This window comes from Endozoicomonas sp. ONNA1 (assembly GCF_024606325.1).
In the GTDB taxonomy this organism is placed as follows: Bacteria; Pseudomonadota; Gammaproteobacteria; order Pseudomonadales; family Endozoicomonadaceae; genus Endozoicomonas_A.
In genome coordinates this window covers 1-13,085 of the sequence record NZ_JAHHPN010000876.1, presented here as the reverse complement: position 1 = coordinate 13,085, position 13,085 = coordinate 1, and the positions used below count along the sequence as shown (strand labels likewise).

At 47.8% G+C, this 13,085-nt stretch carries 10 protein-coding genes and 1 pseudogene; 3 read left to right on the top strand and 8 right to left on the bottom strand.

All coding sequences use genetic code 11. From position 1 onward, the window contains the following. Positions 1-790 (bottom strand): hypothetical protein (locus KDK19_RS20865; RefSeq protein ID WP_257288680.1); only part of this gene is annotated, 790 nt, incomplete at its 3' end. A gap of 494 nt (positions 791-1,284) precedes the next feature. On the opposite strand from KDK19_RS20865, the gene KDK19_RS20860 reads away from it, so the two are divergent. After that, positions 1,285-2,994 (top strand): AMP-binding protein, encoded by a 1,710-nt coding sequence (locus KDK19_RS20860; protein ID WP_257275119.1) that lies wholly within the window; start codon positions 1,285-1,287, stop codon positions 2,992-2,994. A gap of 284 nt (positions 2,995-3,278) precedes the next feature. Then, positions 3,279-3,704, top strand: a complete 426-nt coding sequence (locus KDK19_RS20855) for an H-NS family nucleoid-associated regulatory protein (RefSeq protein WP_257275117.1) — start codon at positions 3,279-3,281, stop codon at positions 3,702-3,704. A gap of 103 nt (positions 3,705-3,807) precedes the next feature. On the opposite strand, the gene KDK19_RS20850 is transcribed toward KDK19_RS20855, so the two are convergent. From KDK19_RS20850 to KDK19_RS20840, 3 genes are all read right to left on the bottom strand, one after another. Beyond that, on the bottom strand, positions 3,808-4,527 hold the full coding sequence (locus KDK19_RS20850; protein ID WP_257275115.1) for a DsbA family protein: 720 nt from the start codon (positions 4,525-4,527) through the stop codon (positions 3,808-3,810). Between the two features lie 253 nt (positions 4,528-4,780). Then, positions 4,781-6,802: a protein-disulfide reductase DsbD domain-containing protein gene (locus KDK19_RS20845; protein WP_257292860.1), complete on the bottom strand. Its 2,022-nt coding sequence runs from the start codon at positions 6,800-6,802 to the stop codon at positions 4,781-4,783. A gap of 1,067 nt (positions 6,803-7,869) precedes the next feature. Next, on the bottom strand, positions 7,870-8,628 hold the full coding sequence (locus tag KDK19_RS20840) for an SDR family oxidoreductase (RefSeq protein ID WP_257275112.1): 759 nt from the start codon (positions 8,626-8,628) through the stop codon (positions 7,870-7,872). Between the two features lie 177 nt (positions 8,629-8,805). On the opposite strand from KDK19_RS20840, the gene KDK19_RS20835 reads away from it, so the two are divergent. Then, positions 8,806-9,486, top strand: a complete 681-nt coding sequence (locus KDK19_RS20835) for a class I SAM-dependent methyltransferase (RefSeq protein WP_257275111.1) — start codon at positions 8,806-8,808, stop codon at positions 9,484-9,486. A gap of 132 nt (positions 9,487-9,618) precedes the next feature. Here the strand turns inward: KDK19_RS20835 and KDK19_RS20830 are convergent. From KDK19_RS20830 to KDK19_RS20815, 4 genes and pseudogenes are all read right to left on the bottom strand, one after another. Next, positions 9,619-11,423: pseudogene (locus tag KDK19_RS20830) on the bottom strand (sodium:solute symporter family protein). Then, entirely contained in the window at positions 11,420-11,707 is a 288-nt protein-coding gene (locus tag KDK19_RS20825; RefSeq protein ID WP_257275107.1) for a DUF4212 domain-containing protein, read from the bottom strand. Before KDK19_RS20825 ends, KDK19_RS20830 begins: the two are co-directional and overlap by 4 nt. 376 nt (positions 11,708-12,083) lie before the next feature. Beyond that, positions 12,084-12,578 carry a type II toxin-antitoxin system YhaV family toxin gene (locus KDK19_RS20820; RefSeq protein WP_257275105.1) on the bottom strand — a complete coding sequence of 165 codons (495 nt, stop codon included), beginning with the start codon at positions 12,576-12,578 and terminating at the stop codon, positions 12,084-12,086. Between the two features lie 6 nt (positions 12,579-12,584). Beyond that, positions 12,585-12,905 carry a type II toxin-antitoxin system PrlF family antitoxin gene (locus KDK19_RS20815; RefSeq protein ID WP_257275103.1) on the bottom strand — a complete coding sequence of 107 codons (321 nt, stop codon included), beginning with the start codon at positions 12,903-12,905 and terminating at the stop codon, positions 12,585-12,587. Positions 12,906-13,085: the final 180 nt, after the last annotated feature.

Genomic DNA, 13,085 nt, shown 5'->3' with positions numbered 1-13,085 from the left:
CCATAACTATTGCAGTGCTGTTGTCAGTCATAGTGACAGGAGCCGACCCCGTCGCAGTTGTCACAATTACTGCGGTATCGTTGTCAGCCATAGTGACAGGAGTTGCTCTCTTCACGGTTGTCATAACGATTGCGGTACTGTTGTCAGCCATAGTGACAGGAGTTGCTCCCGCTGCGGTTGTGATAACTATAGCGGTACTGTTGTCAGCCATAGTGACAGGTGTCGTTCCCGCCGCGGTTGTCACAACTATTGCGGTATCGTTCTTAGCCATAGTGACGGGGACCGTTTCATTAGCGATTGTGCTAACCATTGCAGTACCATTGACAGCGGTATTGGTGGGAACGGTCGTCGTTAAAGGAGTTGTTAAAGGCGTTTTTACAGGGGCAGAAAGAAAAGCACCCGTTGCACTATACCAGTTTAACTGAGGGTCCGGATAAATGCAGCCGGGATCCGTTTCATTGAATTTTTTACAGATATAAACCTTGAGGCGCATGTTATGTGTTCGACAATGTCCGTCTTTTCTGTTACGTACTGTGCTCGATTCCCCCGTTGACGTGGATAGGAAATAGTAGTGTTTTCCCTCTTTAAAGGTCACGTCGTCTTTTCCGGCAGCATGTTCAAGAAACAGAATACTAAGAAAAACCAGGCGTGTGGGTTTGCCGCATACGTAGCGGCTTGTGAATTTGTCTTGAGGATCATCTCCTATTTCACAATTCTCATAATAGGTTTCGTTGTCCGTTAGCCATACATTTTCATACATGGTTGAGGTTTGCCTATCGTGGCCACGCATCCTGACCACAGTGGGCAGATTAGGGCAAACAAAATACAGCTGTGAGTTTAACTTTACCGATATGCTCTTGTTCTCGGCCTTCGAATATAATTCGTCTATCCACCAGGCACTTTGGTAGACGTCACGAGCATCGCATGTCTGAAACAGATGGAATAATAACAGGAGCCCGAATAAGACAAATGGCATAGTATCTATCTGGTAGATAAGTCAGAATAAAAGTAGCAGACATGCCTTCACATCTTCAGAAAATTCCACACTTTCAAGTCTTCCTTCCCATGGGCAGCAAGGCCTCTGAAACCGACCTGACTTTGCTCCATAAAAAAACAGTTATCTGCTCATACTGAAGACCTTCCAAGGAATCACAAAATCTTACAAAAATAATTCAAGACTGCCGGGTAAGCGGGTATAATGCGCTCCCGATCAGGTTTGAATAATCTGTAGATGGCCGGTGGCAGCCCGGACGACATTCACAACAATAAGACGAGGAGCTCTCCATGGAAGTAGCTTTTTGGGATGGCAAACGCGCACCCGGTATATCTGATCATATTGACTTCGGAGCCTTCTCTAATCTCAGGGAAGTGATTGCAGATGCTGTCGACAGACACGGAGACAAGCCCGCGTTCACAGGGCTGGGATTAACGCTCAGCTTTAAGGAAGTGGATCGGCTGAGCGATCAGTTTGCAGCTTACCTTCAGCAACACACCGGACTGCAGCCCGGCGATCGCATCGCACTACAGATGCCCAACATTCTGCAATACCCGGTGGTGGCCTTCGGTGCCATCAAGGCCGGTTTGGTCATTGTAAATACGAACCCCCTCTATACCGCCAGAGAGATTAAGCATCAGTTTAATGACGCAGGCGTGAAAGCTCTGGTTTGCGTCAATATTGTTGGGCACCTGATCGAAGAAGTTTTGCCTGAGACCGGTGTTGATCACCTGATAGTGACAGATCTGGCGGATCTGTTGCCCTGGCCAAAGCGCTCCATAATCAACTTTGCCGTTAAGCACATCAAGAAAATGGTGCCGGCTTATAGCCTTCCAACAGCGGTACCTTTCAGGCAGGCCCTGGCACTGGGTAGCAAGGCAACCTACAAGCCACCCAGGCCGGCTCAAAAAGAAGACCTGGCTGCTTTGCAGTACACAGGAGGAACTACCGGTGTCGCCAAGGGCGCCATGCTGACCCATAACAATCTGATCAGCAATGTTCTTCAGACAGTAGAGTTGAGAAGGCAGACAAAAGCTGATGGTAGTCCGGTTTCCAATCCTGAAGGTGATACCGTGGTAGCGCCGCTGCCTCTTTACCACATCTATGCCTTTTCGGTTCATCTATTGTCTTACTTCTCTCTGGGGGGGCACAGTATCCTGATTGCCAACCCCAGGGATATTGATACGTTCATCAAAACCATCAAGCCCTGGCGTATTAATGCATTCATTGGCCTCAACACTCTGTTTGTGGGCTTGATGAATCATCCTGAGTTCAAGAATATTGACTTTTCTGATCTGAGAGTGACCAACTCCGGGGGTACGGCACTTCAGCAGGCCACAGCAGATCGCTGGCTCGAACTCACTGGTTGCCGAATCGGTGAAGGTTATGGTTTGTCTGAAACCTCTCCGATTTTGACCGCTAACCCTGCGGGTGATTTTGTTCAGGACGGCACAGTGGGTATTGCCTTACCGGGTACCGCTCTGAAAGTCATTGATGATGAAGGCAATGATTTACCTTTTGGTGAACGCGGTGAACTCTGTGCAAAGGGCCCCCAGGTCATGGCGGGTTACTGGCAGCGCCCTGAAGCCACTGCTGAAGTTCTGGACGACGGCTGGTTCCGTACGGGGGATGTAGCCATCATTCAGGAAGACGGTTATGTACGTATAGTTGACCGCCTGAAAGATATGGTGCTGGTATCCGGCTTTAATGTTTATCCCAATGAGATTGAGGATGTTGTCGCCAGACACGAAAAAGTTCAAAACTGTGCGGTGATCGGAGTGCCTGATGAGAAAACAGGTGAGGCAGTAAAACTCTTTGTTATTCCCCAGGATGACAGTGTTACCGAGCAGGAGTTAAAGGATTATTGCCGCAAGAATATGACAGCTTATAAAGTGCCCAGACAGGTAGAGTTCAGAGTAGAGCTCCCGATGACGCCTGTAGGCAAGGTATTGAGGAAAGATCTTCGTGCACAAGAGCTGAAGAAGCTGGAAACAGTTTGATACAGTCATCGCTCTCTGCTTTAAGCCTCATTTTAGCCTTGATAGACCAGTGGCATAGACTCGTAATGAGTCTATGCCACTGGTGAGTAATAAAACTATTGCGGCTAAGCGTATGATTTAATTCGATTGGTCGTATGATTGGCTATTAAAAAGTTGTTGTTTTTTTCTTGATTCGTCAATTGTTATTTTTTTGTATCATAATTTATGTACGACACTGTTTACAGTTAGTCATTGCAATGGTACTTTTGACGCTTTCTAAATAATACCTATCCTGGTTTTTTCTAATGAATATTTTTGAAGAGTCACTGAATATCCTGAAATCAAAAGTGCAGTTGCGTAAATTGTTTCAAGGTATGCATGTTGAAGATATAGAAAGTGTTATCAAGCGCGTAGAAGCGATCCATGAAGAAAAAGTGCGTGAGCACAATGAACAGAAGGAACAACAAGGGCGCAAAAGAGAAGCTGTTGAAAGTATTCTGGGTCAAATGCATGAAAAAGGTCTGACCCTCGAAGATCTGGCGGCTTCTGCCGTTGCCGAGAAAGTCAGAAAAGGAAAGCCAAGACAGCGTTATCAGTTTCAATATGAAAAAGGAGATGGCTCTGTGGTCAGCTGGGAAGGTGCTACCACAGGTCGTATCCCGGCAGAGTTTACTGAGTATCTCTCAAAAACTGGAAAAGAACGTAAAGACTGTATTGTTGCCGAACTTTAATATTCTTCAGCTCAGAAGTTATTATTACTTGGCCTGATAGATAGCCAGGAACTCAAATAAAAAAACCGGATGACTCCGGTTTTTTTATTAATCGGATTTAAGATCAGAGACGTTGCTTGATCATTTCTTTCAGTGCGCCTTCTTCGGTGAAGCCTCTTAACACTTCATCAGGGAATACCAGTGCCGGTGTTCCACGAATGCCAAGCTCCTGTGCCAGACGCAGGTTCTCATCAAGTTGCTGAGTGACAGACTCGTCCACTTTCAGATTGTCAGCCTCAATGCCCTCTGCTTTCAGTGCAGCTTTAATAGTGCTGCTGCTATGTCTGCCAGGCTTGGACATCAGACGCTGGTTAACAGGCAGGTATTTACCCTTGTCCTGCTTAAAGGTGGCCAGGGCCATTTCCGCAGCTTCGCGAGACTCAGGACCGAGGACAGGGAGTTCCTTGATGACAATTTTTACGTCAGGGTTCTCTTTAACAATTTTCTTCAGAATAGGATCCTGACGCTTGCAGAAGCCACAGTTGTAATCACCAAAGTAGGCAATAGTCACCTTGGCTTCAGGATTGCCCATAATGGGGTTCTCAGGGTTCTCAAAAAGCACTTTTTGACGGGCTTCCAGCATCTGCTTTTCGGCATTCTGCTGAGCGGCGATTTCTCGCTTTCTTAGCTCGTTCATGGCTTCAACCAGAATGTCCGGGTTTTCTATCAGGGTTTTACGAACCAGCTCTCTGACTTCTTGCTGTTGCTGATCATCCAGAGGCTCTGCCTGAAGGTTGAGCGAGCCCATCAGTAAGGTGGTGGTGAGAATAAGAGTTTTTTTCATGGTGCTCTTCTGTGAGTCGGTATTTGTTTCCCTGAGTCGTTGCTGAAGCTCATGAGAGTGAGGTTCGCTTCAGGGGCGATATGGCTTTGATTGTCACTTTGTCATGATTAAATGGCAATGGCAAAGACTAATAAGCCGGGCTATCTGACTCTGGAGCCCTTCTGCTCGTATTACTTCGGGGCTCAGGTCATTTAACAGCGAAAAGCATTTCATCATGATTTTATGGGAAGCTTTTCAGGCTGATTTCATGAATTTACATGGATGTCGCCTTCTCGATAGCTGCTGTTACAGTGTCGTGGTCGAGAATAACCGGCAGCGGTATTCCTTCAGGAGCACCCGGACCGTAGATAATATTGAAGGGCACACCAAATCGTCCATTCTTCTGAAGGTAGGCATTAATTTCTTCTGAAGGACGGGTCCAGTCTCCCCGCATGGTCACAACAAAGTCCTGCTGTAGGAGACTGTTGGTGGGATCCCTGTCGATGACCCTGATCTTGTTGGCTTTACAAGTGATACACCAGTCAGCGGTGACATCAACAAAGATGACTTTTCCCTTAGCGACCGAGCTGGCAATTTCCTGCTCATTCAAGGTTTTCCAGGTTAGGTTGTCTGATGTTGATTGCTCCGGTGTGAAGAAACCGGTCGACCAGGCCCCGAAGAGAACTATCGCCATTGACAGAAATAATGAGGGCAGTAGCAATAATCCTTTTCCTGATTGAGGCATCAAACTGGTCAACAAGGCGTGCAGGATCATAAGGGTTGGAATCACGGCAATAATCAAAAGCAGATAGACTGGCAGGAATACCTGAAGCAGACTGATTAGCCACAGAGAAGTCACCAGCAGCATCAGTGCCAATATACGGCGAAGGTTGATCATCCACTGTCCGGGTTTTGGCATCCACTTCAACAAAGAGGGTCTGGCAGCAATCAGCAGATACGGAAGGGCAAGACCTATGCCCAGGGCAGTGAAAATGGCAAACAGGTTGAAGCTGTTAGTCGACAAGGCAAAGGCGACGGCGGTTCCCAGGAATGGAGCTGAACAGGGCGTTGCCAGAAGTGTTGCGAACATGCCCTGAACAAAGTGGCCTGCAGTACTGTTATCACCTGCTGTAGCCAGTTTAGTCGACAGGAAAGAAGGCAGGCGAATTTCAAACATGCCCATCAGGTTGGCAGCAAAAAGAGCAGTCACCACTACCATGAAACCAATAAACCACGGATTCTGGAACTGAATACCCCAGCCAATACTGTTGCCAGTCAGCTTGAGTATCCAGAGGAAGGTCGCCAGTAACCAGAAGGAGAAAATAATGCCTGCCGCAGAACTCAGAAACTGTTTACGAGTGAGGCTGGCTTCCTGACCTGATGCATGGAGTACGGAAGAGAGTTTCATACCAAGAACAGGAAGAACACACGGCATAAGGTTAAGGATCAGGCCGCCCAGTAGAGCCAGACCCAGTAATACTATCAGGCTTGCTGCACCGCTACCTCCAGACAGTGAAATGGCAGTACCCTCTTCGACAGGCAGTGTTTTTTCAAGGCCACTGTCTCCGTTGAGAAGGGTGACTGTGACAGATTCACCCGACAGGTTGTATTCACCCAACCAGCTTGACGCATTCATAATGGCCTGAAGCTGATTACCCACAATGGTCACTTCCGGCAGACTGAAGGTTATCTCTTCCTGGCCATCAATAATGACGTCAACGGCTTTTTCCCAGCCAGTTTCAGACTGGGCAGTGACAACAACCTTGTTGTTTTCTTTATCCCATACAACAGATTCTGCGCTTAGCCCTGTGTCAGGCATATTCGTCGGAACCCTCGAAAGCGCTTTATCGATCAGGAATGATGCTTGCGGGTCTGCTTTCAGATCAGTGGGGGTAAACTCCAGTTGAATCTCATAATCTGTCAGAACGCAGACCGTGGTGCAGGAAGACAGGCGCAGTCTGGCATTGATGGCGACAGGCTGACTCAGGTCTTTGACCTGAATCAGAAGAGGAAAAACAGTGCCGTTTTTATAGCCAAGTGTGTGCAGCCCCAGCATTTCTATGCGTTCCGGAACAGGCCAGAGCCACTCAACATTTTCTATATTACTGCTGCCTTGTGGCTCTTCTGTTCGCCAATCGATTTCGGGCGGAATTCCGGCCTCACCGGGTGATCGCCAGTAAGTCTTCCAGTCACCTGATAACTGCACTTCCAGTGACGCATAAAGTTGGCGGGTGGTTGGGTCTGCTTCACCAGAGAAGTGTAGCCTGACTCTGGCCTCAGGCTGTTGAGGGTTCACCAACCAGTCCGTTGACAGAGCATAGGCAGGTCGATTGAGCAGCGAAAGAAGGAGTACCAGACATAAGCTGAAGAGCATAAGTAGGGTATTTTTTCTGCTGTTTTCCGGAGCGGTTGAAGTGCAGCTCGTCTGTGAGTGCTGATTAAACGATCGTATTTTCATGTATATCCCGATAAATTCAGGCAAACCTCAAGTCAGTTGAGTAGGGCCAAAGACTGGACGGTACAAAAAAGACCTGAGTCTATCTCGACATTGGCACCTTAGCCTGAAAAAACATTGTCAGGGTAAAATGTGGCCGACCAGCGGCCGACCTCTATCAGTCCTATGGAGAATACGTTGGGCTCTGGTGACTGGATTCAGGAAAATGACTTTTCTTTGAAATTTTTTTTCTGTTTTCTTATTCACTTCGGCTTCTAAGTTGTCGCCATGCGGATGCTGTGGCTGGCCTTTGTTCGTGTATTTATTCCTGACTTGAATTCTTTGAGTGTAAAAGCTATGAAATCAACCAACAGCTGGCTCCCATCTGAAATATCAGTCGATTGCACTTTTAGAGAAACAAGCCCAAGGTTTGCAAAAAAGTGTCGTTCAATGCCTGCTTCACTGCAAAAGCTTTGTGCAATCGTTAATAGCCTTTGCTATTGGCTGCGATCAAGGCGGCTTTGATAGGCTCAACACCCGGCTTGATCAGATTTCTATGTTGCGGTCAATTTTTTTGAGTCCGGGTGACTATTGTGAGAAATCCGCCCATTGGCAGGGGGGCCGGTGTTTGGCTGGCACTCATTGGTAGAAAGGTGTGGTAAGTGTTTTCAACAAAATAACTGATTAACACACTGAATTACTTGTGGATAACTCATGAAGTGCCTGAGATTACAGGGTGTTTTTGCATTGGTTGAAAAATAATCAGACGAGAGTGCCTTGGGTATATCAGGTCTGATGAAATCAGTATATATACGTTATTTGTTGTTTATTAGATAACAAAATTTTGTGCATAACCTGCTTCAATAATTGTTTTTTTGAGACTGTGTTCAAAGCTGTAGCCTGCTTAGAGCAGGCTACAGGCAGAAGTCTCAGTGATTACGATCCACATCAAAAGCTGCAAAAGCCTGCTGAACCGGCATGATTTCCATAGCATTAATATTGACGTGGGCCGGCCTGCTTGCGACCCAATAGATGCTTTCGGCGATATCTTCTGCTGAAAGGGGTTTCATGCCCTCATAAACGGCATCGGCTTTAGATTGATCTCCATCGAAACGCACGACTGAAAATTCAGTTTCTGCCATTCCGGGTGCGATATTGGTCACTCTGATGCCAGTCCCCAGAAGGTCAGAACGAAGATTCAGGGAAAACTGTTTTACAAACGCCTTGGTACCACCATAAACATTGCCACCAGGGTAAGGATAAGTCCCGGCAACCGACCCCAGGTTTATAATACTGCCACTGTTGTTTTTCTTGAGGGCAGGTAAAAGAGCATGAGTGATTAAAACCAGTCCTTTAATGTTGGTATCAATCATGTTCATCCACTGTTGTGTATCACACTGGTCGGCCGGTTTAGTGCCCAGGGCCAGACCGGCATTATTGATCAGAGTATGGATGTCTGAAAAAACTTCCGGGAGAGTGCTTACCGCTTTTTGAATCGCAGCTTCATCTCTCATATCAAACACGAGGCAGTGAACCGGGCAGGATGCTGAGAGTTCCCTGGCCAGTGATTCCAGACGTTTTTTTCTTCTGCCGGTAATTACCAGCTGCCAGCCTTGTTCAGTGGCAAAACGACGGGCACAGGCTTCACCAAAGCCGGAAGTGGCTCCGGTTATAAATACAGTTTTCAAGCTCAAGGGGGGCTCCTTGGAGGTCAGATCGGGTCTTTTTCATCTTCCTTATTATGTCAGATTCCCAGAATTATTATTTTTTTAGTGTCAGCGAGACTCCTGGCCATTGCTGTTGCGTAGCCTAATGTCTTCTATAGTGAGTGTCGATTACTGATTCCTTCATTGGGGTACTCCACTATGACTGTTCCACGCAGCAAGATAACGAACGAACAGGTTCACAGAGGCCAGGCCGTTTATTCAAAGGGAGTTCTGAACATCTATGATATCGCCGTACTGGGTATCTCCAACCGCCTTGTCTGGCAATGTCCGACACCCATACTTTTGGACTGGTTTAATCAGCATGTCAGCAACCCGCATCTGGATATAGGTGTGGGCACGGGCTATTTCCCTGATCACTGCCAGTTCCCAACCTGCCGACCATCGTTGACATTGGTAGACCTTAACACCAACTCGCTTGACTACGCTGGGCAGCGATTAAAAAGATATCAACCCAGTACTCTGGTGCATAACGTTTTTAAACCTTTTACCACCTTGCCGGTAAATAGCTTCAGCTCGATTAGCATTAACTATTTACTGCACTGTCTGCCCGGCAGCATCCATAGCAAAGCTGTCGTGTTCGACCACTTTAAGCCATTGCTGAATGAAGGTGGGAAATTGTTTGGTGCCACCATTCTTCGTAGTGGAGTAACTCGTACTTTGCTAGCGAAAGCTCTTATGGGCATATACAACCGGAAGGGGATTTTTAGCAATCAGGAAGATCATCTGGATGGGCTAGAGCATGAATTGTGCTCAAGATTTAATAGTGTGGACATTCAAGTGACGGGTTGCGTAGCTCGTTTTGTAGCCATCAATAAATAAGTGCAGGAATAGATCTATACCTATAATGAGAACACCCTCTGGTCTGCTGTTGATCCTATCGACTCTGTACACAAAGTATCCCACGGCTTAGCCGGGAGTGATCAGGCCCGAAGGCCTGATGTCAAAGAGAAGTTATCCGAAATCGCTGGCAGGTGTGCTACCACCGACTACTGGCTGGCTGGAAGTTGCACCCCGTGGCACGCGGATGTCTTCCACAAGAGTCTGGATATGCTTGGGGGGGGGGGCGCAGTCAGATGACAAACCACCATGGATACACTGAAGTTGATCAGCATGCCCAGTGTGCCAATACCTTCCGGAGAGACACCAAACCACCAATTTTCTGCTGTGTTGGCAGCGGGGTTGATGAATTTGAAGTAAACGATGTAGGCGAAGGTGAATGCCAGGCCAGTGACCATGCCGGAAATAGCCCCTTCACGGTTCATACGTTTATAGAAGATGCCCATCAGGATGGCCGGGAAGAAGGAGGCCGCAGCCAGGCCAAAGGCAAATGCCACCACTTGTGCGACAAAGGCCGGTGGATAAATACCAAACAAACCTGCAATAACAATGGCTACGCCTGCGGCGATTCGGGCAGCCAGCAGTTCCTGCTTGTCAGAGATATTTGGCATCAGGTTCTTTTTCAGCAGATCGTGAGACACCGAGGTTGAGATCACCAGGAGCAGTCCCGCAGCTGTTGAGAGTGCAGCAGCCAGCCCGCCTGCCGCAATCAGGGCTATGACCCAGCCTGGCAGCTGAGCAATCTCGGGGTTGGCCAGAACCATAATATCGCGATCAACATACAACTCATTCTCACCGGCAGATGGATCGTTGGATACCAGACGTTCGCCGCTTATACCTCGCTCAGAAGTAAACTGTGGTTTGCCTTCCATTGGTCGACCGTCAGTGTACTGGATTTTTCCATCTTCATTCTTGTCGATCCAGGCAATCAGACCGGAGTTTTCCCAGTTGGAGAACCATTCGGGCAGATCTTTGTAATTGGATTCACTCACGGTATTCAGCAGATTGATTCTTGCAAAACTGGCCACAGCAGGGGCTGTCGTATAAAGGACAGCGATGAACAACAGGGCATAACCAGCAGACTTACGAGCGTCACGAACCGTCGGGGTGGTGAAGAATCTGACAATAACGTGAGGCAAGCCTGCGGTACCGACCATCAGTGCCATGGTGATAAAGAACACATCGATAGTGGATTTAGAGCCATCTGTGTATTGTTTGAAACCCAGTTCCGTCGAGAGCCCGTTCAGTTTTTCAAGAACCGATTGTCCGGTACCTGTTACCTCACTGCCAAAGCCCAGCTGGGGAATGGGGTTGCCGGTAATCATGATGGATATGAAAATAGCAGGAATCATAAAGGCAAAGATCATCACACAGTACTGTGCGACCTGAGTGTAGGTGATCCCTTTCATACCCCCCAATACGGCGTAGAAAAAGACAATACCCATACCGATCAGAACACCCATGGTGATGTCCACTTCCAGGTAACGTGAGAATACGATGCCAACGCCTCGCATTTGGCCTGCTACATAGGTAAAGGAGATGAAGATGACGCAGATCACTGCCACTACACGCGCAGTCTGCGAATAGTAACGCTCACCCACAAAGTCCGGCACTGTGAACTTGCCGAACTTTCTGAGGTAGGGAGCCAGACACATGGCCAGCAGCACATAACCGCCGGTCCAGCCCATCAGGTAAACCGCTCCGTCACGACCAACAAAGGAAATAATACCGGCCATTGAAATAAAGGAAGCGGCAGACATCCAGTCGGCCCCCGTTGCCATACCGTTAGCGACCGGGTGAACGCCTTTGCCGGCAACATAATATTCACCCGTGGACCCTGCCCGTGACCAGATAGCGATGGCAATGTAGAGGGCGAAAGAGGCGCCGATGAAGAGGTAAGTCAGCATTTCAGTGCTCATGCTTCTTCCTCCTCTTCATAGACATTGTATTTATGATCCAGACGGTTCATCTGCCAGGCATAAACAAATATCAGTATCACAAAGGTGTAGATAGAACCCTGCTGGGCGAACCAGAAGCCCAGAGGGAAACCGCCCAGCTGAAACTGGTCAAGGTGATCAACGAACAGGATTCCGGCGCCGTAGGAAACTGCAAACCAGATGACGAGAAGGCTGAGTAACAGGCGGATATTCTCGCGCCAATAAGCGGCCGCTGCCGCTTTCCCGGGGTCTATAGGTTGTGCCACTGTGGGATTCTCCCATAATTATTATTGGTATCAGAGTCAGCGATCTATGAGTCTCGCAGGTGCAGTGACCACCATAGCAGGATATGCCGTATCTGCCTTTTCGACTTTAGGCTAATAAGAGGTATTGTGCCCATTCTCACTCTGTGACCCACAGGGTCTAAAAGCATGGGAGCCAGTAATTTGCGACACCCTCAAACAGCTTGAATCCTTGCGGGCTGACAAGAAATGGGTTCGACTGAGCTCCCACCGTATCAGCATTTTGTGATTTGTGCCGACCGTGTAGCAAGCGACACACCTGTCTTTATTATCCCCCCGGTGACTTTCATGGAAGATGTCGCCTCAAATTATGAAGCTAAATCACAATGCTGAAGAAGCTCTATCCATCAATTTCATTGAAGAATTCATCCAGATCCTCAATGCCTTGGGATTCATTCATGAGATCCTGCCAACTGTCAGGAGGCGTTCCCGCATTTACCAGTTTCTCAAACACCGAATATGCATCGGTCTTGCTACCGTAGGCACGTTTGGTTTTTTCGTCATTTACCCAAGCATATATGATGATTCTGGCTGCTTCGTCATAGCGGAAAAACAGCCGGTACTGTTGAAAAAACTTAGCTCGAAACCAGTGTTTTCTGGCTTTTCCAAGCGTCAAGCCTTGGCGGTATATAGGGTCAGAGGGATTGCTTGGAACCCGTTCAAACGCCAACTGGATTATTGCCGCCAGTCGTTTTGTGGCGTTTTTCTTTTGAAAGGAATCAGGATGCTGCTGTTTCAGTTTTTTGACCTCGACAGCCAAACTCTTGAGTTGTGCGACAAACATGGGGTGGGCCAGAATCGTCCAGCCATGAAAGTCATTACGGATGGAAGGCATTGCCGATCAATCCTCACCAAGAGTCTCATCAAGATCAGTATCAATCTCCCCAACCAGATCATTGAGCTTCCGGGCAAGCTCCGGGGAAACCGGCTTAAGTGTTTGGGGATGGTTTTTCATATCCTGCTCAAGAAAATCCAGGAAGCCTCCTATTACGGGGTCTCCCTCGTCACTCTGGTACTTGGAAAGCAGGACACTGCCATCGGAGCGAATCTCATACTGAAGCTTTTCCTGCTTGTTTAATTCCAGCGCCTTTCTGACCGAGGCCGGAATAGTCGTCTGGTAACGATCCGTCAGCGTGGATCGATCTACGAACACATTTTTCATGATGAAACCTTCGGGTGTTAACTATCAATTATCATAGTAATGCGAATGCATTACTGTGTCAAAATCGTGGTTGCGGCTAAAACAGTTATCAAGCGGGCACTGAACGCCCTGCTGACGGTAGTTCGGGGTTAAAAACAGTTCGCAATAATCTATTATAATCTAAAGCTATCTAATATAATC